23 protein-coding genes and 1 pseudogene are annotated in these 23,497 nt (G+C 32.9%); 12 read left to right on the top strand and 12 right to left on the bottom strand.

The window, feature by feature from the left end; genetic code table 11:
* The first annotated feature begins 27 nt into the window (after positions 1 to 27).
* The 3 genes from AAE962_RS04725 to AAE962_RS04715 all read left to right on the top strand — a co-directional run bounded on the left by AAE962_RS04725 (position 28) and on the right by AAE962_RS04715 (position 3,041).
* A complete protein-coding gene (locus AAE962_RS04725) occupies positions 28 to 579 on the top strand; it encodes a hypothetical protein (RefSeq protein WP_343288775.1) in 552 nt (183 codons plus the stop codon).
* A gap of 8 nt (positions 580 to 587) precedes the next feature.
* Positions 588 to 2,120: a hypothetical protein gene (locus AAE962_RS04720; RefSeq protein ID WP_343288774.1), complete on the top strand. Its 1,533-nt coding sequence runs from the start codon at positions 588 to 590 to the stop codon at positions 2,118 to 2,120.
* 72 nt (positions 2,121 to 2,192) lie between these two features.
* The gene (locus AAE962_RS04715) at positions 2,193 to 3,041 is read left to right on the top strand and encodes an ankyrin repeat domain-containing protein (RefSeq protein WP_343288773.1); all 849 of its coding nucleotides are present in this window, start codon (positions 2,193 to 2,195) and stop codon (positions 3,039 to 3,041) included.
* 879 nt (positions 3,042 to 3,920) lie between these two features.
* Here the strand turns inward: AAE962_RS04715 and AAE962_RS04710 are convergent.
* A complete protein-coding gene (locus tag AAE962_RS04710) occupies positions 3,921 to 4,718 on the bottom strand; it encodes a folate-binding protein (protein WP_343288772.1) in 798 nt (265 codons plus the stop codon).
* A 113-nt stretch (positions 4,719 to 4,831) separates the two neighbouring features.
* Between AAE962_RS04710 and AAE962_RS04705 the strand changes: the two genes are divergently transcribed.
* From AAE962_RS04705 to AAE962_RS04695, 3 genes are all read left to right on the top strand, one after another.
* On the top strand, positions 4,832 to 5,122 hold the full coding sequence (locus tag AAE962_RS04705; protein WP_343288771.1) for a co-chaperone GroES: 291 nt from the start codon (positions 4,832 to 4,834) through the stop codon (positions 5,120 to 5,122).
* A gap of 89 nt (positions 5,123 to 5,211) precedes the next feature.
* On the top strand, positions 5,212 to 6,870 hold the full coding sequence (gene groL, locus AAE962_RS04700; protein ID WP_343288770.1) for a chaperonin GroEL: 1,659 nt from the start codon (positions 5,212 to 5,214) through the stop codon (positions 6,868 to 6,870).
* Positions 6,871 to 7,157: 287 nt separating this feature from the next.
* Entirely contained in the window at positions 7,158 to 7,661 is a 504-nt protein-coding gene (locus tag AAE962_RS04695) for a protein-disulfide reductase DsbD domain-containing protein (RefSeq protein WP_343288769.1), read from the top strand.
* A gap of 144 nt (positions 7,662 to 7,805) precedes the next feature.
* On the opposite strand, the gene AAE962_RS04690 is transcribed toward AAE962_RS04695, so the two are convergent.
* Both AAE962_RS04690 and AAE962_RS04685 read right to left on the bottom strand, forming a co-directional pair.
* Complete coding sequence (locus AAE962_RS04690; protein WP_343288768.1) at positions 7,806 to 8,501, bottom strand: hypothetical protein; 696 nt, start codon at positions 8,499 to 8,501, stop codon at positions 7,806 to 7,808.
* 18 nt (positions 8,502 to 8,519) lie between these two features.
* Entirely contained in the window at positions 8,520 to 8,693 is a 174-nt protein-coding gene (locus AAE962_RS04685) for a hypothetical protein (protein ID WP_343288767.1), read from the bottom strand.
* 654 nt (positions 8,694 to 9,347) lie between these two features.
* On the opposite strand from AAE962_RS04685, the gene AAE962_RS04680 reads away from it, so the two are divergent.
* Both AAE962_RS04680 and AAE962_RS04675 read left to right on the top strand, forming a co-directional pair.
* Positions 9,348 to 10,673, top strand: a complete 1,326-nt coding sequence (locus AAE962_RS04680) for an alanine:cation symporter family protein (RefSeq protein WP_343288766.1) — start codon at positions 9,348 to 9,350, stop codon at positions 10,671 to 10,673.
* Positions 10,674 to 11,065: 392 nt separating this feature from the next.
* The gene (locus tag AAE962_RS04675) at positions 11,066 to 13,231 is read left to right on the top strand and encodes a hypothetical protein (RefSeq protein WP_343288765.1); all 2,166 of its coding nucleotides are present in this window, start codon (positions 11,066 to 11,068) and stop codon (positions 13,229 to 13,231) included.
* On the opposite strand, the gene AAE962_RS04670 is transcribed toward AAE962_RS04675, so the two are convergent.
* From AAE962_RS04670 to AAE962_RS04645, 6 genes are all read right to left on the bottom strand, one after another.
* Positions 13,218 to 13,808 carry a Maf family nucleotide pyrophosphatase gene (locus tag AAE962_RS04670; RefSeq protein ID WP_343288764.1) on the bottom strand — a complete coding sequence of 197 codons (591 nt, stop codon included), beginning with the start codon at positions 13,806 to 13,808 and terminating at the stop codon, positions 13,218 to 13,220. The two genes, AAE962_RS04675 and AAE962_RS04670, sit on opposite strands and share 14 nt — an antisense overlap.
* Entirely contained in the window at positions 13,805 to 14,041 is a 237-nt protein-coding gene (infA, locus tag AAE962_RS04665) for a translation initiation factor IF-1 (protein WP_343288763.1), read from the bottom strand. Before infA ends, AAE962_RS04670 begins: the two co-directional genes overlap by 4 nt.
* A gap of 102 nt (positions 14,042 to 14,143) precedes the next feature.
* On the bottom strand, positions 14,144 to 14,683 hold the full coding sequence (locus AAE962_RS04660; protein WP_343288762.1) for a hypothetical protein: 540 nt from the start codon (positions 14,681 to 14,683) through the stop codon (positions 14,144 to 14,146).
* A 42-nt stretch (positions 14,684 to 14,725) separates the two neighbouring features.
* On the bottom strand, positions 14,726 to 15,487 hold the full coding sequence (locus AAE962_RS04655) for a hypothetical protein (protein ID WP_343288761.1): 762 nt from the start codon (positions 15,485 to 15,487) through the stop codon (positions 14,726 to 14,728).
* A gap of 123 nt (positions 15,488 to 15,610) precedes the next feature.
* A complete protein-coding gene (locus tag AAE962_RS04650) occupies positions 15,611 to 16,195 on the bottom strand; it encodes a hypothetical protein (RefSeq protein WP_343288760.1) in 585 nt (194 codons plus the stop codon).
* Positions 16,196 to 16,353: 158 nt separating this feature from the next.
* Positions 16,354 to 17,631: an adenylosuccinate synthase gene (locus tag AAE962_RS04645; protein ID WP_343288759.1), complete on the bottom strand. Its 1,278-nt coding sequence runs from the start codon at positions 17,629 to 17,631 to the stop codon at positions 16,354 to 16,356.
* Between the two features lie 180 nt (positions 17,632 to 17,811).
* On the opposite strand from AAE962_RS04645, the gene AAE962_RS04640 reads away from it, so the two are divergent.
* Entirely contained in the window at positions 17,812 to 19,332 is a 1,521-nt protein-coding gene (locus AAE962_RS04640; RefSeq protein ID WP_343288758.1) for a hypothetical protein, read from the top strand.
* 73 nt (positions 19,333 to 19,405) lie between these two features.
* Here the strand turns inward: AAE962_RS04640 and AAE962_RS04635 are convergent, their stop codons facing one another.
* From AAE962_RS04635 to AAE962_RS04625, 3 genes and pseudogenes are all read right to left on the bottom strand, one after another.
* Complete coding sequence (locus AAE962_RS04635; protein ID WP_343289582.1) at positions 19,406 to 19,564, bottom strand: hypothetical protein; 159 nt, start codon at positions 19,562 to 19,564, stop codon at positions 19,406 to 19,408.
* Positions 19,564 to 19,812: a hypothetical protein gene (locus AAE962_RS04630; protein ID WP_343288757.1), complete on the bottom strand. Its 249-nt coding sequence runs from the start codon at positions 19,810 to 19,812 to the stop codon at positions 19,564 to 19,566. Before AAE962_RS04630 ends, AAE962_RS04635 begins: the two co-directional genes overlap by 1 nt.
* A 322-nt stretch (positions 19,813 to 20,134) precedes the next feature.
* Positions 20,135 to 21,327: pseudogene (locus AAE962_RS04625) on the bottom strand (IS4 family transposase).
* A gap of 263 nt (positions 21,328 to 21,590) precedes the next feature.
* Here AAE962_RS04625 and AAE962_RS04620 point away from each other — a divergent pair.
* From AAE962_RS04620 to AAE962_RS04610, 3 genes are all read left to right on the top strand, one after another.
* Positions 21,591 to 21,869: a hypothetical protein gene (locus tag AAE962_RS04620; protein WP_343288756.1), complete on the top strand. Its 279-nt coding sequence runs from the start codon at positions 21,591 to 21,593 to the stop codon at positions 21,867 to 21,869.
* A gap of 306 nt (positions 21,870 to 22,175) precedes the next feature.
* The gene (locus AAE962_RS04615) at positions 22,176 to 22,355 is read left to right on the top strand and encodes a hypothetical protein (RefSeq protein ID WP_343288755.1); all 180 of its coding nucleotides are present in this window, start codon (positions 22,176 to 22,178) and stop codon (positions 22,353 to 22,355) included.
* A 69-nt stretch (positions 22,356 to 22,424) separates the two neighbouring features.
* Positions 22,425 to 23,456, top strand: a complete 1,032-nt coding sequence (locus AAE962_RS04610; RefSeq protein WP_343288754.1) for a hypothetical protein — start codon at positions 22,425 to 22,427, stop codon at positions 23,454 to 23,456.
* Positions 23,457 to 23,497 lie beyond the last annotated feature (41 nt).

Raw genomic sequence — 23,497 nt, 5'->3', positions numbered from 1 at the left:
TGTTATTATTATTTATCGAGTTGAACTATGTTATCTTCACAAGAAAATAGATCCTATAAAAAAGTTGTATCTTATATAGCAATTAATATTTCTTTCTGTGTCCTCTCTGGAATCGAAGGTTATAAAGTTGGCCTTTTTTATGGATTGGTAGGGCCGTCAGTTAATGTTGTACATCTCGCAATAGCTTTAGGATTTGTTTTCTCTTATTATTTTATATCAGAATTATCAGCGAATAAGAGAAATGATAAAATTATTCCCGTACTTGCTGTTTTTTTCTCTTCAATATCAGTTGGTCTTGCTGTAGGATGTATTACTTGCTTTTCTATACCGCTTTTATTAGCTACAGGTGCTGTTACAATTGGTTCATCCTTAATAACAGCTGCATTTGAATTTGGTTTAATGAATAAATTTACAAATGTTATAGTTGAGAAAATACAAAAAAAGGATGTCAATGTACAACCTGATTCTAAAATGGATGAAGTACAAGATAGCCCAAATTTAGATAACGCCGTCAAAATGTATTTACCTAGTTATTATGGCAGCTTTCATTATAGGTGGTTTATTTACTTTGAAAAGTAAAGGCAAAGATGTTAAATCAAGAAGATACTATTTTATGCCGCAAAGACTTTGGTTTCTTTGCGTTTCAAGGCATGCTACTAGTATTTAATATTCGGCTTAATTTAAAGAGGGAGAATGGTAGCAAAAACTATCTGTGGTTGCTGTTTAGCAGCATTAATCGCTTGGTGTTTGAAAATGCACATAGCCAGTGGTGGAACATACCGCCACGTTGCGCTAAGACGACGCTCGGTTTTATCTTTCATGTAGCTTTTGCCCTTGGCAATAATCCTAGGGCAAAATTTATGTACATCACTCATCAACTGGATTTAATGCGTGAGAAGATGAACGAACTGCACATTGTTCTTGAATCTTCATTTTATCGACAAGTCTTTCCCAACGTGAAAATAATTGGGCGCAGAAGCACAAGAGTGATCAGAACTAAGGAAGGAGGTTTTGTTAATGGCTTTTCAATCTCAGGTTACGTTACCGGTACTGGAGCAGGGTACAGCTCACTTGATTTTGATGAAGGTCGCAGATATGGTGGCTGCATTATTCTTGATGATCTACACGATGCAAGCTGCGCTTATAGTCGAGTGTCACTGATCAGTGCTTGTCAGAAGTTTGAGCAATGTATTACTTCAAGGCGTAACACTGCTGACACACCATTTTTGGTGATTGGGCAGAGAATCAGTGTTTACGACATCTTTGGTTATTTGGATAAGAAGTCAGAACGATACTTTGAAAAGATCATCATTCCAGCAGTGCTAGAAGATGGCACCAGCATTGATGAAAACAGACTACCGATGCAGGAGCTAAGAATTAAGGAAAAAGCAGAGCCTTATGTCTATCAGTCGCAATACATGCAAGATCCTCCAGAACCAAAATGGCAAATATTTAATGAAAAATATTTTAAGAAAATTGATTTTGCTTATGAAAAGATTGGTGAAAAAGATCTGGTAGCATTTATTGACCTAAATAGTGGTTCGCTGAAAACACTTGATAGAACAGCAGTGGGAGTGTTTCAGCCGTTCTTTACGAAAAGTGAGTTTCAGCCAAAAAGATGTGGAGTGTGGGTAGACTTGTTGGCAAAAAAACTTGATCCAAGCACAGTTGAACACGATATTCATGAGTTTCTCAGTAAATATGAAAATAGACTGCATGGAGTAGTTGTGGAAGAACATGGGATCGGATTTAAGGTTATTGCAGATCTCCGAGCACTACTGCCAAACACACTTATTTTAGGCTCAAGAAGAACGAGGTCAAAGATGGAAGTGTTTCAGTCTTGCAGTCAGTTTGTTGAGCAAGGTCATATCTTTCTTGAGAAAGCGGAAAGAGATTTTCATTATTTGATATTTGATGAGTTTGAAAAGATTCATACTGAAACTGAATTTACCGATGATATCGCTGATGTCCTCAGTGAGTTTATCATGTGGTTTCCTGAGAGAAATCGCCTGGGAATACCTTTTCCTGATAATATGTATAATTATGCAGTTTTAAAGAATAACAGCATGTCTGTTCAAGCAAAGGCACCTTTTTCTTGCTTGAGTATTTGTGATACTTAGTTAAATTGTTGACTTTATTATTTAAATATATAATAATTAAAGTATATTATTATTTTTAGTAGGAGAGTTGATATGCTGGAGCTTAAAGATTTTAAACGTGTGTTAAATCACTCAGATGGAAGTGATTTACTTGAACAACTGAAAAAGTGGTTACACACAGAAGATTGTGGCGCATATCAAAAGTGGAAAGAGGAAGGATTTGACATAAATCACCGATTTATCTTCTACCAGTTAGATCAATATAATATTAATGAATTAACATTATTGCAGATAGCAGCTGAATATAGTAACGAAAAGGTAGTAGAAGCTCTATTAGAAGCAGGTGCTGATGTTAATAATCAAGATAGATATGGAAACACTCCTTTACATCGTTCTGTACGCAGCTCTTTAGAGGTAGTAAAAGCTTTATTAAAAGCAGGTGCTGATGTTAATAAGCAAAATAGATGTGGAGAAATTCCTTTACATCGTGCTGTACACGGCTCTTTAGAGGTAGTAAAAGCTCTATTAAAAGCAGGTGCTGATGTTAATAGTCAAGATATCCATGGAAGGACCCCTTTATATAAAGATAAGCTTTTCAACAAAAAAGCGGCACAAGTTCTATTAGAAGCAGGTGCTGATCCTACATTAGGAGATAAGAATGGCAAAACTACAAACGATATTGCACAACAAGAAGCTAATGGTGGTGTTATAGCTGGATTAGCAATTGGGTTAGGATTGTATTTTGGTACTAGCGCTGCATTAACGGTATTGCCGACTATAATTGGTATAGCTTTAGTCGCTGCATTATTAGTTGGAGCTACGATTTGTTCTATTACATATGATGTTTTAAAGCCTAAGAGTTGTGTAGATACCGTTTACGTTTGTAAAGGGTTTGACACTATAAAACAAGAAGCTAATATAGCGGCAAGTATGGTAGTGTAGTTAAGTAAAAAAAGGAAGAAGTTTCTTCTTCCTTTTTTCTCCAAATTTTTTGAGGTATCTAAAATCTTGTTAAGGGTATTTAGATACCTTGTCTTACGATATACATAACATGCTCGAGCAAAGGCACCTTTCTCTTGTTTAAGTGTTGTAGTTATTCACAGAATTGTTAATAACTAAGTTGATAACCTAGTAGAGTATATAATTTTACATTTCTGAGTACTTTGGAGATCTATAATAAATATGATCTCCAAATACTAATATATATATAATTGAGAATAAAAAAACTGTGGATAACTCTGAAAAAGATCAAAAAAGACATCAAAAAGAGTATGATTAGATTGAAATATTTACAGAAAAACTTACTCAATTGATAAATATCTTAACGCTTTTTAAGAAAAGACAAATAGAGGGTCGTAGTTGAAATTTTAAGTGCTTCTTAATACTTAAAGAGGTACTTTAATAGTTCCTTTTAAGTACTAATCCGGAGATTCGATAGGTTGTGTTTAAAAGATTGGCAGATATTTTTATTAGCATCAAAAATTACATAATGTATATTATGGAAAATATAAGAAACACAAGCTTTCAGCAAGAGAAAATGCAATTTTTGCTCTTCTTAAACAGCATAAAAAAGTGCCTGTTGAACCTCCAGATTAATATCTAAAAATACTCAAGTATTACTTTAAAAGTTTTACCTTGAAGTATCTAAAGCATTACTTTAAGAATGTTTAAAATTTTAATTTAAATACCATTCCTTACCTTCTTATTGTCTATTATCAAAAAAGTGTTAAAATAGCAATTAATTATACTAGTTTTTGCATAACTATATCAGCTTGGTTGCTTCATTGTTTGTTTCTTTTCTTTCAAACTCGAATAGATATTTTATAACGTCTTAATGCTAACTCCACCGACATATAAATTTGCGTGGCTTTTTCCAGTATTAAGCAATACAAGTCCAATATTGTCAACACTAGAGCGTAGTTCTCCTACTTCTTCATTATGTTCATTGATTACTTTAGTGCCAATATTTGGAAGTGCATTTTTTCCCTCAACAAGGTAAAGTTTCCTTCTGAATTTTTCTTGTCTGCTCATTCGATTTACAACTTCCTGACCTATATAGCACCCTTTATTAAAACTTATACCATTTATCTTATCGATTAAATATTGCAGCGGAAATGATGAATTTTGCACCATATCTTTTGCTCCATCTGGGACAAGGTTTGTAATTCTAACTTTTTCATACTGAATAAAATCTCCAACCGGTTCTTTTATTTCATCTTTATGTATGATCCTCATTCCTAGCAGCTTGTGCCTTGGATCTTGAAAAATAACTTGTGACTTACTACTACACTCCGCCAACTTAGCATCAAACAAAACTCCAACCTTATATAGTGCACTAATGTCTTTAATTTTCACTCTCAAATAAGTTTTAAGTAAATCTAGTTTCTCGATAATTTGCTGTAAGTGCACATTTTCGCACTCTAAGAAAATATATCCACCATATTCAATGAGAAAAAAATCGTACATATATTTTCCTTGAGGGTTGAGTAATAAAGAGTAAATTGCCTGCTGGCTACTTAGTTTATTAATGTCATTTGTTATAATACCCTGAAGAAAATCTCTCGTATCTGGTCCGTATAAAGATATTACACTACGGTTTGCTAGCGGTATGTAACCCATAAAACTTCTGTTCAAACCTTAAATTATACACTTTTACTAACTCCAGCCCTTGAAATGTAACCTTTAGATGACTACATAGAATTGTAGGTTAATCTATTAATGAGGAAACATAAATGTCAAGTGTAAATTTGAATGTATTAGATGATAATGTGCTAATAAAGCCTATTACTGAAGAAAAACAAGGTGGAATTGTACTACCATCAAGTGCTGAAAAGAAGCCTAATAAAGGTGAAGTTATAGCAATTGGTAGTGGTTCACGCAACTCAAGCGGAGAGCGTATAGCTTTAACTGTAAAAACTGGTGATAAGGTTTTCTACAGGCAGTGGGCTGGCACAGAAGTAGAGCATGACAATGAAAAGTATGTCGTGATGAAGGAGTCAGACCTACTTGCTGTTATCAAGTAGGTATCCCTATTTTACTAAACTAATGCGCTATATAGTGCATTATGTATTTTAATATTCTAAATTTTTTATTAATTTAAGGAGTGATAAAAATGGCTAACATAGTAGTATCAGGCGAACATTTGCAAGAAGCCTTTCGTGAAGTTGCAGCAATGGTTGACTCAACGGTGGGAGCAACTGCAGGGCCTAGGGGAAATACAATAGGAATTAGTAAGCCATATGGTGGACCAGAGGTCACAAAGGATGGCTATAAGGTAATGAAAGGTATAAAGCCTGAAAAACCATTACACTCTGCGATAGTAAGCACCATTGCTCAAAGTGCTTCTCAGTGTAATGACAAAGTTGGTGATGGTACCACAACATGCTCAATACTGACTAGCAATATGATAATGGAAGCTTCAAAGTCAATTGCAGCTGGAAATGATCGTATTTGTATCAAAAATGGAATACAGAAGGCAAAAGATGTGATATTAAAGGAAATTACATCAATGTCTCGCACAATTTCTTTAGAGAAAATGGATGAAGTTGCACAAGTTGCAATAATTTCTGCAAATGGTGATAAAGATATTGGTAATAGCATTGCTGATGCTGTTAAAAAAGTTGGAAAAGAAGGCGTCATCACTGTTGAAGAGAGTAAGGGTTCAAAAGAATTAGAAGTTGAACTTACAACTGGTATGCAGTTTGATCGTGGTTATCTCTCTCCATACTTTGTTACAAATAATGAAAAGATGAGCGTGGAGCTTGATGATCCATATTTGCTGATTACAGAAAAAAAACTTAATATTATTCAACCTTTACTTCCTATTCTTGAGGCTATTTTTAAGTCTGGTAAACCTTTGTTTATCATTGCAGAAGATGTTGAAGGTGAAGCATTAAGCACTTTAGTGATCAACAAATTACGTGGTCTAAAAGTTGCTGCAGTAAAAGCTCCAGGTTTTGGTGATAGGAGAAAGGAGATGCTCGAAGATATAGCAGCTTTAACAGGTGCTAAGTATGTCATAAAAGATGAGCTTGGAATCAAGATGGAAGATTTGACTCTTGAAGATCTTGGTACTGCTAAAAATGTTAAAATCACTAAAGACAATACCACAATTGTTAGTGAAGACAGCGACTGTGACAAACAAAACAGAGTAAATGCTAGAATTAACCAGATTAAATCTCAGATTGAAACTTCAACCTCTGATTATGACAAAGAAAAGCTAAGAGAGCGTTTAGCAAAATTATCAGGCGGTGTTGCTGTACTCAAAGTTGGTGGAGCAACTGAAGTAGAGGTAAAAGAACGTAGAGATAGAGTAGAAGATGCACTTCATGCAACAAGAGCTGCAATTGAAGAAGGGATAGTTCCAGGTGGAGGAGTTGCACTTCTTTACGCTGCATCTGCTCTTGATAAGCTAAAAGCTTCAAGCTATGAAGAGCAAATAGGTATCAACATTGTCAAAAAAGTTCTCAGTGCTCCAATCAAAAGATTGGTTAAAAATGCTGGTCTTGAATCTGCTGTTATAATTGACTATTTGATTAAGCAGAATGATAAAGAGCTTATATACAACGTTGAGGCTATGAACTACGCTAATGCATCAACAGCTGGTGTAATTGATCCTGCAAAAGTAGTTCGTATTGCTTTTGAAACGGCAGTGTCTGTAGCAAGCGCACTTATTACTACTGAATCTATGATAGTTGATCTACCAAATAAAGAAGAAAATGCTTCATCACCTATGGGTGCAGGAGCAATGGGCGGAATGGGTGGATTCTAAGTAAACAAGAGCCTTGGAGCAACTTGCTCCAAGGTATCTTTCTAGTTCTAAAAAGTCTTACATTTATAAAGGAAATAAATTTGTGATTTTCTATGCAAAACCACTACTATTTATATTTGTTACGTCTCTTTAATATTATAACTGCTTAAAAATAAAAAAATAATATATGAAAGTTATAATTGCTATTATATTTGTATTAGCATAATATTATATTAACAAATGATTTATATAATATTTTTATTATAATAGATAGAACTTAAATTATTTTCTTTATAAATAGAGTATTTATGAAAATACGTATATACTCAATCCTACTTTTACTTTTTTCTTGCACTCAATTGTGCGCTGAAGAAGAAGTTGCAAAATTTGATCTGCTCATTGGTAAGGTAAATAAAGCAAACCTTACCATTGAAGGCGCAATAAAGGTTACAATAAAACCAGGTTGGCATATATATTACAAAGATCCTGGAGATTTCGGCCTTCCTACTTCCTTTGACTGTCAGGGTAACATATCAAATATAGATATTCATTGGCCTACTCCCAAGGAACATGAAGATAAAGTTAGGGAAGTTACATTTGTTAGTAACATATATGAAGATATGGTGTTATTTCCCTTTAAAACTAATATCATTCCAAATCAGGAATACGTTGATATTAACTTTCATATAAAGTACGCAATATGTAAAGATAGGTGTATCCCTAAAAATGCCGAGATAAAAACCAGTCAACCACTAAAGGATTTTATGGATTACGATATCAATAAACTCATCAATGAATGGTATGAAAAATAGAGCTCCCAGCGGGCAAGTGATAGTTATACAATATCTTAAAAATGTTATTCTTGTCCCTGAATTTTTCAATAAAGACCTCTCCAAAAATTTCGACCATGAAGCCTTTTTGGGCCCAAAAGACTTCATTTCAATCAATAACGAAAATTATAACTCTGAAAGAGCTGCTTGATTAACTCCTGTAGTAATTTGTATACTTTCCACACTTGTTCGAGGATAAAATCCTTTGATTATTTCAGAGTCTTCTCGCCTTAAATATGACAATGCTTCATATAAAGTTTTTGCTTCGTATTGCCTACCTACTTTTACCTCTTTATGTACAGCTATTTGATCCCAAGTGACATCATTGCTTTCAATAAACTCTACAGAACCATCATCACTAATGCTGATTTTCATCTTACACTCTTTTCCTTCAGCATACCAATTTAAAGTCATATAATATGAGCCATTAGCTACTTCATAAATTCTTACTCCATTTTCATCAACTCTGCAGCGTATTCCTCTTGTTTCACACTTGCTTTTACTAGGCAGTAATAATGTAATTCCATCTACACCATATTTCGTGCATGCATCACTATTTAGAATATCAACTACATTTACTGGTTTTGTAAGATCGCCGAGTATAATTCTCAGTGCAGGCTTAATTTTACCTTTCTTTCTACTTTCTTTAATTCCTATATATTCTAAAGTATTGTCTTTTATACTTTCCTTTACATCTTTTGCAATTTTCTGAGCAATTTTGCCTATAATATTTTTGCTATCGTACTTATTAGCATGTTTGTATTCATACCTGCCATTAACTTCATATCTATACTTTTCCTGCCCTTCTTCATTAGGAAGCACAGTAGAAAAGTGTTTAAACTACACTTCATCGTCATCAGTACTAACTTCTTCGTTCTTATCTTCAGAGTATATAGGTACTTTACTACCTGGGCTCACATTTTCAAAAAATGCATCTTTTAAGCGCAAATAAAAACGATTACTTTTATCAAAATAATCGTGATTATCAACTGCTTTTGTATTATCTACTACCACATTACCTCCACACATTAACTATATAGAAGTATATATTAGTGTTGACCTAGAAGGTCAACACTAAAAAATAACGAAAACTATAGTTGTTTCTTTTCACCTGCTAAAGATTGTGCTTGTGCTCCATCTACACTTGTTGAAGGTTGCTTCTCAATATGTGTGATTTAGATATTCTCGTGCTTCATCACTATATTTAATGCTCTTGTAGCTTAAACTTCTTATCAACACCTTGCCTAAATGAAAATATTCCTCTTTCTTGGAAAAATTTGTTATATTCACCTTGGTTACTGACTCTCATTTTTTATGATATATTTATCCTTAAGCGGCTAAATGGCTATTTTATAATGAATTTTGTCAGTAATCGCTACTTTTTCTCCTGCTATGCAACAAAGAACTCTGGCATCCAGATTAGACACTAAGTTGGTAAGTATAAAAGTATTATGTAAAAACACAATATTTTTTGTGATGGTTGAATTAAAAGCTGGATTTCAGACTGGAATGACATTGTATGAACATTGTATACCATATTACAATCAGTTGTGATTGGGATGACAAAATAAGAGGTGCTAGAATAATGGAACCGAAATCATACATAGAAAATAGGTTAGGTATTTTCAACTTTTTCTATATACTCAAGTAAAAATCTCTCTTTTACAGATGGATACAGTAAAGTTTGTTTTATTACTGCCAACAATACTACTCATACTAGTTGCTGGTGTTTACCTATCGGTTAAGCTAAAATGGTTGCAGATATTTAGATTACCGTATGCCCTTTCACTTATTGGACCTAAAAGAGGAGAAAATAAGTTTTCTTCTATAGCTGCTCTGTTTACAATCTTAGGGGGAAATTTAGGAGTAGGAAACGTTTCAGGCACTGCTGTTGCTCTAAAAACCGGAGGACCGGGCTCTATTTTATGGATGGCAATAATTATTGTTATCACTTCGGTGATAAAATATGTTACTTGTTATCTCAGTATAAAAACCAGGAAAGAAAAAAATGGAAGGTTTATAGGTGGACCTGTAGCCTATATGGCTGATGCATTTAACTCTAGAAAAGCTACAATTCTGTTTCTAGCTGTTATGATAATGGTTTCAATAACAGTCGGTAATCTTGTTCAGGTAAATTCTCTATCAATACCACTCAGCATGGTAGATATACCTGTAGTCATTGGCGGCATTGTAATGGCCATAATATTTTTTGTTGTTGCAGCTCTTAGCTTAAAAAAAATTAAAATTTTTATATCGGCTATGATACCGATAATGACGATAAGTTACCTTACACTTTGTGGTATCATATTATTTAAGTTTAGCGAAAATATTCTTCCTTCTCTAAAACTAATAACAAGCACTTTTTTTACAACTAGTAGCTTTAACTATGGTTTATCTTTAGGTTTAATTTTAGAAATATTAACTATTATTCAAGCAGGGACTTTGCGAGGTATTTTTGCAACAGATATAGGGCTTGGCCTCGAAGGAATTGTACACTCCTCGATTACTCCTAAAAAAAATAACAATAAATTTATCATTGAACAGAGTCTAATCACAATAATATCTCCTTTTATAGTTGCACTCATAGTGTTCATTACAGCAATGGTACTGCTTGTCACAGATTCTTGGATTACTGATTTAGAGAGCACTAACATGTGCATTTTTGCTTTTAGAAAAGCTATGAATTGGCCCTATACTGACTATTTAATTATGGCTATAATGTTTTGTTTTGCCTTTACTACTATCTTTACTTGGTTTTTTTGTTCAAAACAAACAATACGCTATGTATCTATGGATAATAAATACACTAAAATCTGGACTGTAGTTTTTACCTTAATCATTCCATTTGGTGCAATCGGTGGAGTTAAGTTACTCTGGGATATCGCTGATATTTCAATTTCTGCTTTGCTGCTCATAAACATACTTGCTATACTCAAGCTCACTTCTCAAGATCCAGAAGTATTTACTATGAGTAGCAAATACTTGAAGTTGTAAAAACAGAGCTAAAGCAATATTTTAAGTTATCATCCCAGTCTGGAATCCAGCCTTTCATGAACTTCATCAAAAATGTTATGTTTTAACATAATACTTTTATGCTCACTAACTGAGTGCCACTGGATCCCAGTGTCAGCTACTCAAATGACATACTTTTTGGTGAAAATTACTCTTATATTACAACGTTTGTAGTTATGAATTTGACTATAGGATCAAGTCTAGAAAAATCTAGATTCCAGACTGGAATGACAACTTAAATTGCTTGATGTGAACATAAAATAGCTCATGTCATCACGTTAGCAATACAACTTCTTTAATAAAAAATAAATCAATTCCCGTAATAATTGTACTAGCTAAGGCTAAAAGGCAGAGGGTTATTAGTGAGGGAAAATATGAATACTCAAAGCACACAACAATATCACGAATTCATTCGAGGATTTTTTACTTTATTCGATGAAATAAAAAAGGAAGACGACCCAATTTATAATTCCAGAGTTGGTTTTAATGCAGTAAAGTTTCTAATAGAGCACTCCGTCTGGAATTTGGAGACAGATGAAGACAAAAATAAAGCTTATGAAGTTATTCTTCCAGAGCAGAACAAGATAAAGAAAGCCGAACAAAAGCTTGAAAGTGAAGTTAAAGCAAGGTTAAAAGAGTATGTTGATGATATCGCAGTAGTTTCAATATATGGCGATCACGCAAGTATTACACTGGGAGATGACAAAAAAGAGTTTAAAATCATCGAGTTTTTAAATAGTGACTTTTGTCAGAAGAAAGGAATTTCGGGATTTTCAACGCTGCATAGTGATGGAAAGAGCGGAATGCACGGTTTTGTTGCCGAAGAAGGAGATAAAAGAATAAGGCATTATGTTGTAACCGATGGTTCATATGAAATGACTTTGAATTGGCATGACAAAAATGGAAAAAAATGTACTATCAAAATCAAGATTGATAAAGATGGTGTAGATCTAACTGAACGTAATGGTGTTACTGAGGAACAATTAAAAGCAAACACAGATGTAAAAATAGGTGGCTTATTCCTATATCAAATACAATTCAGGGAGAAAGGACAAGAACAAGAGAATCAACAATCATCTGAAACTTTCATAGAAAGTGATATTAGTAAAGGTGTTGGCGTTCAAGCTACTCAAGATCAAGAAGTTGAGTCTAAGCATGCAACGACTAGCACTACAAATTCTAATAACGCATCTGCTAAAAAGATTCCACCGTCACTGCCACCTAGAACTAGTTCATTACCTAATAATCAGCAAAAAGGTGAGTATCAGCCAATACGGATTAATAGTGGAAATAAATACAATTCTCCATATTCTGATGCTTCTTCAAGCAGTACTATTTTCACCAAGTCTGTAATCTACAATCAAGATAATACACAAGAGGATGAACGGTATGACAATCCTACATTTGCTACATTTGGACATGCTGTACCTGGAAGACGAAAATCAGATGAAAGTGAGCAAATATCTAATAATCGGCAAAAAGGTGCAATTTTTGATCCTACAGCTACTGAAAGCGCTGCACCAGCACAAGACGTTGCATTCAAAAAAGTTAAAGATGCATTTAAGTATGAAAACGCTAAAGAATCACGCAATACTGGAAATAAGCAACCACTAAATGATGTAGCTTCGATTTTTGCATGGAAAGCAAAAAATGAGTTATTACGTAGTGAAAGTGAGTATGATGAAGAATTTTCTGACTTCGAAGATGGTTGGAGCGATAACGAAGATGAGTATATAACTCTTTCAAAGCGTCAATCAGATTATAAACAAGAAAAAGATTATCTTAGCACTAAAACAAACGATTCGGGCTATTCATCTCCAACTCACTCTAATCATGAAAAATCTCGAGTAAATTCTGGACAGTTAAAAGCGAGCCTAATGAATGTTGAACAAAGAGATGATAACCTACTTACGGAATTTACCAGTAAGTTGGATAAAGAAACTCAGAAATTCCTGCTAAAACCAGTAAATCAAAAGAAAATGAGTGGGCAAACAAAAGAACATTTATTAGCAGCTGGATTGCTAAAAGACAATGCAGCGGAGGAAGAAATAAACGACTCAGGTTACTCATCTCCAACTTACACTAGCCACGATAATTTTCAGGTAAATCCTGAGCAATTAGAGAGGAAATTAGAAACCATTGAACCAAAAGATACATTGGAAAAATTGAATAAAGGATTGAGAGACAAGGCTACTAAAGATTTATTCTCAGAAAGTATGTTGAAAGAAGTAAAAGAAGGTAAAAAATATGACCCTGTACGTAAGTTATTAGAAAGAAAAGTGGCAGAACAAGAAGCAGAACAAGAAAATGATAATACTAATCTGACTATAGACAAAAATAGCGAACTATATAAATTGCTAGAAAAAGATGCAGCACAACTGAAAGCTGGAATAGTAGAAGAGGAAAGAAAAGATACTTTAACAGAATGCAATGATAGTCCTGATCGCAATAGAATTGCATTAGCAAATAGAAATAGAATCTGGGCTAAACTTATTGCTGAAGAAAAACAAAAAAAGGACAATGGTATTAGTATAGGTTAAAGTAATTACCTAGCAAGCAATGGGTTTCATGTAATGGTAACCCTATTACAGAAGAGTATGAGCCACGTAAAAATAATACAAACATTCCTGCAAGACCTTGTATGTTGCACCCCCCTGCCCTGTTTTTCCACTCTTCTGATGCTAAATAATATTTAATTTCTTGTTCGCTGAGACGCTTAAATTTCACTATTGTAACTACAGTCCTAATATGCTGTTTAGATTGATCAGGAGTTAATAAACACACACTGGTGTATACTCTATGCCTTCTTCCTGATAACAAGCGAACGCATTTTTCTGCTTGCTCAACGTTTTCAGCTTTGAGCAGTATCCTTCTACCACAAGCAACAACTGTATCAACACCAAGCACAAAGTAATTTGGATTTGCACTTTGTATTTTATCGGCTTTACTTTTTGCCATACGGATTGAGTAATCTTTTGGCAGCTCTTTCTTCAAAGGCGATTCATCTGTATCTGCTGGCAAAACCAAACCTGGCTTAATATTTATTTGTTTTAGTAAGTCTACTCGCCTTTCTGATGATGAAGCAAGAATAAGATTATCTAGAGATTGTTCTATCACTTGAGCCTTTTTATTATCCTACCCTTTCTTGCATTCCTATCATAAATACTCATCTCAACTAACACTCTATCGCCTATAATAATACGTATTTTACTTCTTCTCACTCTTCCTGATACATGACAGATAATCTCATGTTCATTGTCCAGCTTCACTCTAAATTCTGCTGCAGGTAGTAAAGCAGTTACTGTGCCTTCCACTTCAAAAAGTGTTTTTGATTTGTCTTCTTTTATCATTGTCGTATTATAATTTAATAATCTTTTTCAGTCTACTATAGATTTTAAATTATTATCAATACAGGAGATTTTTATACTATACGTGAGTATTCCTCTTGCAACTTATCTCCATATAATACAAGAGGAAAGCAAGTTACCTACTTTTCTACTCTCTGCCAACTTCTCAACAGAACTTATAGAACTTATGTTAGAAGATAAATCATTATCACAATTCTCCTCATTGCTATCATATGCGCTATCATTATCCCTTTCCTGTGGAACATAAGACTCATTACCAAATTCACTATCAAAGCTTAAAGATCTGGATAACTCTATCTTCTTTCGTGGAACATTATCAGGCTCACTAGAAATGTCTCCTGTTGGAGTATAAAATTGATCGTTAAAGCCCTTTTGTTTGTCAGCACGAATTTTTTCTTCCAGTCCATCAAGCATTCCTACCAATTCATCACCCCATTCATTTTCTTCTTCTAATAATTGTTTACACTTTTCTTCCTCACGCTCTAGCTTGCTTCTTAATTCTTCAACTTCCCATGCTAGTTTGCATATCCCTTGTTCATAAGATTCCAGTTGTGCTTTATGCTCATCTTTCAACTCTTGCACTTGAAGTTTTAAATTGCTTATATACTGCTCCTTTTCCTTCATTATGTGTGCTGCTTCTTTTAATTTGTCTTCTAACTCCTTCTTTTATGTATTAACACCTTTTAGCTTACCCTCTAGCTTTCCTTTTGCTTCACATACATTTTTAAGTTCTTGTGCTTTCTCTCGTAACTCTGATAACACACTTGCTAACTTTTCATCTTTTTGTGCCAGTTCAGTTTGCAATTCCGTGTTTTTTCGCCCTTCTTTTCCAAAACTGTTTTGTAAATCAGTTATTTGTTGTGAAGCAATTTCTGGTTGAGTTTCAGTGTGCTGTAAATTGATTTCCAATGCATTGCTATTAATAGAAGGAGAAGAAGGAAGGCTATTATCAGCATCAACTTTATGATCTAACTTCCCCTCTGGTTCCTTACCTTGATAAGCCACCATAGATTCATTGTAAAAATTAATAGGAGTAGCCCTATCCTCCTCTAGTGATTCCATTACAGCATCATATAAGGAGAGACCTTGAATATATAATTCATCGTTTTGCTTTATTAATTCTAGGATTTCCTCTGATAGCACAAAATCTTCACCATTAAATTTTAGTACTTCAGTTATTCCATCACTACTCACATTCATAATCATGGTACACATTCCTGATCCATCCTTTACAGGCCAAGTGCTTGTCATTTCATAATATGCACCTTCTTTAAATTCATAATATCTTTTCTTATCTTTTTTATGAGCGTGTATTTCATGTTTTTTATTGCAATAGATATTCAGTTCTTTAATATCTTTCTCTTGCTGTAAAACGTCACTAATCTTTTTTGGCTCACTATTGTCGTAATGAGTAAGGTTAATATTCAAAACTCTATGATCGTTACCAGTTTCTGTGTAATAACCTTGAAGCTCTACGTCTTTCCTCTCACAATATTCACTTGCAGCTTTTTTTCCCTACTCTGCCAATTCTATGAATTTATTTATATCTTCCTAAAAGCTCTTATTAGCAGACTCTGTTACTGCTTTATCTATGTACGTTTGTTTAAAATCTCTATCGTTTATTAGGTCATAAAAACTCCACTCATCCCCAAAAGCACTCTGCACATAAGTGAAATTCTTTTTTTCCTTTAGTTTTCTTAAGAACCACACCTTTTCTTTAATATTTTTCAGTTGAAAGCTTATCCTTGCCTTTACACTAGAGTTTTCTACGGGGATACTAACTTCTTCTAATTCTTTAAATAATTTATTATCTTTTATAATTGAGTAGCAAAACTTCACAATAGCAGAATTTGCAAACGAAGGATCTTTTTTTATACCTTCATCAAGAATTTCTTTAAAATGTGCAAATTGAGGTAGAACATAAAAATTTATTATTTCTTTTTCTGATCTCGTTTTATTAGCATGAGAGATATTATCTAATTGTGAATATAACTCTTTGAATGTATGGTAGATAAGTGTAGAGTAATAAACTTCCCTATTCAGTGAAGTTGGTCCTATACAAAAATGCTTTTCAAATTGATCATCTATTTTTCCTGCATCAACTGCTTTATCTCCCTTAGTCAAACCTGCAATCATAATACGCCTCCTTTAACTATGTTTATATTATAACAATCAACATGTATTTAAGAAAAATCACACTGCTCACTGTACGTTTACGCTACTACTTTGCATAATAGATTGCTTGAAGTCACACAAGTATCGTTTTTTATTAGATAAAAGTTAACAAGACGTTTTCATAGCTTTTTAAGCTTAATAACATCCTCTCTATTGGGACTAGTTGAAATTAGATGAATTGGTACACCTATTAATTCTTCTATTTTTCTCACATATTTCATCAAATTTGCAGGTAATTCCTTAACTGACCTTTTGCCTTGAGTTTTCTCTTTCCAACCAGGAAATTCTTCATATATTGGCTCTAATTCTTTTTGTATTGAATGTGATGCGGGTAAATAATCATACATTTTTCCGCCATACTTATAACCAGTGCCTATTTTAATAGTATCAAAAGAATCAAGAATATCTAATTTGGTTAATACAATGCTTGAAACTCCAGAGAGTTGTACGGCCTGGCTCACTAAAACTGCGTCAAACCATCCGCAGCGCCTTCTTCTATTGCTTACTGTTCCAAGTTCCTTACCTATAGAAAATAAGCTGTCTCCAATCTCGTTATTTTGTTCAGTAGGAAATGGACCATTACCCACTCTTGTTGTATACGCTTTTGCTACACCAACAATGTGAGCATTGTAGGATAATCCTGAGCCTGTTATCGCTTGCGATGCTAAGGTATTACTTGAAGTAACAAAAGGGTAAGTTCCGTGGTCGATATCTAAAAATGCGCCTTGAGCGCCTTCAAATATTATTTTCTTACCTTCTTTCATAAAATCATTTAGTATCTTCCACACAGGTTTTTTATATAAAAGAATTTTTTCTGAAATCTCTTCAATTTCCTTTAATATTTCTTCTTTTTTAACTACCTGGTAGTTAAGTCCTTTTCTGATAGCATTATGGTAACTCAGGAGAGCGTCCACTCTTTGATTGAGCTCATCTGTGTTTTCTAAGTCACAAAGGCGTATAGCTCTCCTGCCAACTTTATCTTCATAACATGGCCCTATCCCTTTGTTTGTTGTACCAATTTTGTGATTTCCGTTTAAATCTTCAAATAGCTTTTCCTTGTCCTTATGTACGCTAAGTATTAATGGACAGCTCTCGGATACCATCAAGTTGTTATAGTTTACGTCCACTCCTTTAACTTTCAATGACTCTATTTCTGAGACTAGAGAATGTGAATCAAGAGCAACACCGTTTCCTATAATAGATATTTTGTCCGCTCTTAAAACAGAAGAGGGCAGTAAATTTAATTTATAAACCTCATCATCTATTACTATAGTGTGCCCTGCATTATTTCCTCCCTGAAATCTCACAACTACATCTGCATTCTCAGAAAGATAATCTACTATTTTACCCTTGCCTTCGTCACCCCATTGCAGACCAACAATTACAATATTATTCATCACTATTTTCTAGATTAATACGTAAATATTAATGCAGCATGCTACAAATGAAAAGAGAAATCTACGCCTTTCCTATATCTCTAAAATAAAGAAATATACTATCGATTTTCTTAATATATTATCAAATTATTCATCATTATATGTTACAACTTACAGCATATTTATAGTAAGGTGTTAATTATGAAAGAGGCAAAGAAGAGTCCGGTAGTTAGATTAAAGGCCACAGCTAAAGAATTCAATTTTAGTAAGTTAAGAGCAGATCAAGATAATAAATTAGCGAATTCCGGTGAAACAATGTTCTTAGATTTTCAAAGAATGAATTTTATTATTAATGAAAAAGAAATAGATAAAAATTTTATTATTGCATTTAAGGAAGGAGCTAAAGATTATAAAAATGGGATTTTTAACCGTGATAATTTTGATAACCTCTCTGAAGAAGGTAAAGCTTTTATGGAACCAGTACTTAAGGAACTTGATCAAGATAGACTATCTGAAGTTTGGGAAAATCATTGTAATAGCCCTACAGTTGCTGATGAAAAAAAAATTGATGAATATAGAAAGGAATTTGAGAGATTTTATAACGCAGGGAGAAGCTCTTATCATCTATTCTCCAAAAAAGATTACCGTGCATTAGCAAAGGAAATTTTTAAGGAAATGTTTAGATACGCTGGAGCAAGGGTTCCAAGTGATGCTATTTTAGAAGAGCTAATCACCAATTGTAATCAAGCAGGGTATGAGGCTGCTCCATTTATACAAACCCAACTTGCACTTGGACAGTCGTTCATAGTAGAAAATCCTAAAAAAGTAATAAATATTGATTGTGCTAACCAAAATAATGTAAGAATTAGATCTGATATGAGGCTACCAATACTCTCTGTTAAAAATCAAGTTATGCATGGTGATAAGATATGTGATCTGTCTAACTCATTAGAATTTACACTTGAGTCTCAAGATGGTGAAGACCTTGTAAAATATGGAGATGGTAAATTATTACTTACTATTCCTAAAGAGTTAAAAAATTATAAAGATAATGGCAAGAGCTTGTTTGACATTATTAAAGAATATTTTCAGAAATTCTGTGCAAAATTAGGATTTAAACCTAAGGCAAAAATACAAATAGAGCATAGCTTAGGTACTCAAATCAAAGTAAACAACTATTTAGATGGTACAATATCTACTAAAGGATCGGATGCAAATGAAAAATTTACCAATCTTTTAAAGAAAAATCTCAGAGAGAGGTTATTGGGATCAGGAGTTGCTCTAGGAGGTGAAGATGTTGATGATATTATTGAAGTCAGAGTATCTTCAGTTATGGATCTACTTCGTGATTATAATAAATTGGAAGATAATAAAGAAAACAGAGAGTTATTAATAAGTGAAGTAGCAGATAATTTAGGGCTTTCCACTCAAGATAAAACAGCATCAGAAGTATTGATGGAATTAAACTCTTTACCTTCTTCGATAAAAGGTCAGGTTAATCATAATCAAGTGCAGTTTGTTGTAAATATTTTTACCAATTTAATTGTTGAAGGAAAAAGCGAAGTATACAAAGAAAAAAATGCAATTCATCAGAAGATAGATAAGGCAATTGTTGAGCAAGAAAAAAGAGCAACCAACAAACAAGATATAGAAAATGATAAATGGATAGATAGAATCAAAAAACAGAAATTATCTATGGAATCACATGAACACTTACATTAAAGATACTAGTAGGCTCTTTAAATACTTTAGAGTTCGTGGTTGCTATTTTACAGTGCATCTCACAACACTTTCTTCAAAAATATACATGTCGCTCCATCAACATAGCCTGGACGTACAAGATCACACTCATACCCAAGTTTTCATAAAATGCTCCTGCTCTTTGAAAGTTCATGGTTGCAACGGTTGCTATTTTACAGTGCACTTTTCGACCATAATCATGAACTTCTTCCATTAGCTGCTTTCCCATACCTTTTCTTCTATAATCAGAGTGCACCCAAAGCAAGTCGTGTAAATTGAACCATAGATAACAAAACCGCTACAACCTGCAATAATTTGTTCAGTATCATCGCGAATAAAAAAAGCAAATGAGTTACACGTACCTTTATCAATGGTTTCCTCATTGATTTTTCTAGACAAATATTCAACGTCTTTACTATTTGGAGATATAGTGTGGCCAATTTTCACCTTTAGCTCCTCCATTCAAAGCACTCAAATTGACCAAATGTAAGAAATCCCAAGCGTTCATAGATTCAATATCCTGAGTCACTTGATGCAGAGAGAGTTGCGTACCTTGTACCGATTTTTCTAGCAGTATCCATAAGGTGGTTCATCATTTCAGTGCCATACCCAAGCCCTCTTTATTTTCCTCTGTTATCAAGCTAAAAATACCATTTGGTTTCATTATGTATACGAAACTATTATGCTTGCAAGAAAAAAAAATAAAAAACTGAAAAAGAGAATAGGAATTTGATATAAGTTATTCCCAAATTTGGGGAATATTCAAAAAAGCATAAGAATCAAGTTAAGAGATTGCGAGCAAATTTAGGGAAGTTAAAGTAGATACTCTAGTTTTTCTGTACTTGTCTTTTAATGAAAATCATGAACAAGTTATTGCAATCTTTTTAAGAAAAATTTTCAAACTATTAACTCTATTCTTTAGTGCTAAAAATAACTCTCTAATCCGCCTTTTTAGCTCAATAAATGCCTTTGTTAAACTGAGTTCTGTATTCTTTTTTAATTTTGTACAACTCATGAAATATGAGAATTGCACATAATTTAGCATATAATTCACACAATACTCTGTGTGGCTTCCCTTTTAAGTCTTATGTAGCTCTTGTATAGTTTAAAAAACAACTAAATTTGCCACCTTACTCTGTAATACTTGCTCAGCACTAATTTTATCCTCTGGAATATTAGTTTTGACCAGTTCAACAATTTCTGATTACTTTTGGAAGATCATGTGATTTTGCCAATTTATTAGCTTTTCTTCTTCTGGCTAGAGACTGCTCTTCAGTTAATTTATGATATATCATTCTTACTCTAATCTTTGCTTCTTTTCCCAACAACACCTTCATTTCTAAAAATAGCTTGTCTCCTAAACATTCCAATAATTCCATTTTTTGATTTGTTTCTATAGCATATACATTGGTATCAACGACTTATAAAATAAGCTCCCGTTCCATTGATTTGTTTAAAAGAACTTGAACCAAGGTCAGATATTAGCAACTTCTCCCTATAACCTTCTTACTCCCTCCGTTATGTTAAGTTGATCCAATGTCTGATTTAGGTAATCAAAAACTAATTTTAACTTTATTCCACACTTAGTGTTACTCTCATAACCTTTGTCCATAACCTTTATATAGATTTTCCATGCTGTTAGGCAAAGCTACTATCCAATGCTTTTAAATTGCTGCAAGATTCTACAATCAATTTGCAGGGTATTTTAAATAAAGCCATTGTACATTCTTTTCATAAATTCTACTGCTTCTTTAGTAAACCTGAAATCTAAACCCTGTTTCGTTATTATCACAGATTCTTCATTTAATAATTGGCACATTGTATCTATGATTCAGTTTGTAACCCCTATATTACCCAAAATTATAGCTTTTATGAATCATCAATTACTCAATTTTCTTTTCCTTTTCTGTTTCAATTATTTGCCATTTCATTGAAAAATTTGTTGAGGTAATTTGATAAGCAATTTATTTTATTCATCATTAGTTCTCTCACTAAAATATATCCGAGAGAATTTTATATCTTCTTATCCTATCTTCTTCATACCTTTATTTCCTTAACTTGACCCTTATGCTTTTTTAAATGTTCCCGAATTGTGGTGGTTGCCATCCTTCTCCACATATGTCGTCATTACCAAACGTTCAATTTTTTTAAATTTATCTATTAGAAAGTTTGGCTAAAGATGCTTGATTATTTTTTCTAGATATTTAAAACTAAAATACTAAGTAAATTAAAATAAGATTATGGATTCTGATAAAGCAGGCAATGCAGAAGATTTAGATAACGAAAAACTTCAACTGATATGCAAGGCTTATAACAGAAGGTTACTATCAATTCAAAGAGTTGTTGATGGCATTAATTCAATGGATTACAGTAAACTTAAAATCTTATGCAAGTATAATAATAAGTTTAGTTGCAAAGATATTGAAGAATTACTATCAAATAAGGAGATCGTTGATAACATCAATGATTTTGATGATGACGTGTTTGAAGTGATATTAAATGAAGGAGGCATACTATAAATACTAAAAGATGGTAAGGTTTGTAGTGATGAATTTGACAGTAGTGATGACGAGGGGAGTGAAGAAGATCATGAATATTATGATAATATTCATGACAAGGAAGATGAAAAAAATGATCTGAATAACTTTGCTAAAGAAGCACTAGGAAATAAAGGAAATGATACTGATAATGAAAACCGTGTTGATGATGATCAGTTTTATGTTTTTCATGGTAATCAGTTTTGTATTGTTGATGGTAGTCAGCTTTATATTAATGAAGAAATACTTAAATTCATATTTGAAATCGGTAAGTTTAGTAATGAAGATATGACAAAATTATTAGAAAATAAGAAAATTCTTGAACGTATCAATTCGATTGATCCTAAAAAATTTAAAATCATACTTAATACTGATAAGTTTAATGATACCAGTATTATTGTAGAATTACTAAAAAATCCAAACACTATTGAGAATATCAACCTTATTAGTGAAGAACTACTTAAATAAATAGTTGAGAATGATAAGTTTAGTAGTATAAAAGTAGTAGAAGATCGAGAATTTATTAAGCTTATAAATTTGATTGATCCTGAAAAATCTAAATCCGTATTGAGGCAGTTTTATGGTACCAGTATTGTTATAGAATTACTAGAAAATCAGGAAGTTGTTAAACGCATCAATTCGATGAATCGTAAAATATTTGACTTGATATTTAGATATCCTAATCAAGGATATATTATGAATTTACTGAAAGATCAGAGTTTGTTTGATCAAATCAATTCTCTTGATGAGAGTAAAGTTAGTATCATGAAAAGTGATTATTTTTTTACAGATAAAGAGATTGCAGAAATACTAAAGACTTCATTACCTCAACTCCATTCTATTGATGGTAATAGATTAAAAATTATATGCGAAAGCGTTAAGTTTGATTCTACAGATGTTAGAGAAATACTAGAAGATCAGAGTCTATTCGTTCAAGTCAATTCTCTCGATCTTGAAAAACTTGAACTTATATATAGTAGTAGTAAGTTTAATCGCTCCATGGTTATGGATTTACTAAAAAGTCGGAATTTTATCTATTCTATTAATACTGAAAAATTTCGACTTCTACTTGATAGTGCACAATTGAATGACAAAAGGATTATAACACTACTAAAAGATCAAAATGCTGTTGAGAAGATCAATTCTGTTACCACTAAAGAGCTAAAAGCAATAATAGATAATGTTACTGGTAAGGTATTTGTCAATATATTTAAAAATTTTAAACCTAGCGTAAAGTCGACTTTGAGGCTTGATATACTCCTGCGTAAAGCTGGTAAAATTACAGATATTAATATCGATTACTTGAACAACAAGGAACGTATTTGCGAAGATATAATTAAATATGTTCCCAAAGAGCTGAGCATATATACTAAATATCCTTTCCCAGGGATTGGCATAGACGTTAAAGATCTTCCTCAAGAGCGGGACATAAATATAGAGTCACTTATACCAATCTCTACATTCAAAGGATGTACTGAATGCGAAGAACCTGTGTCAAAATTATATAATTTATCTCTAGAGCAGGTTATTGAAAATATCAATCCACATAAAAGAGCTAGGTATTTCTAATAACACTAAATTCATTTATTTATAATAATTTTACTATATCG

Origin of the sequence: Wolbachia endosymbiont of Encarsia formosa (assembly GCF_039540065.1) — a bacterium.
Classification (GTDB): Bacteria; Pseudomonadota; Alphaproteobacteria; order Rickettsiales; family Anaplasmataceae; genus Wolbachia.
This window is presented reverse-complemented; position numbering and strand designations above follow the sequence as displayed.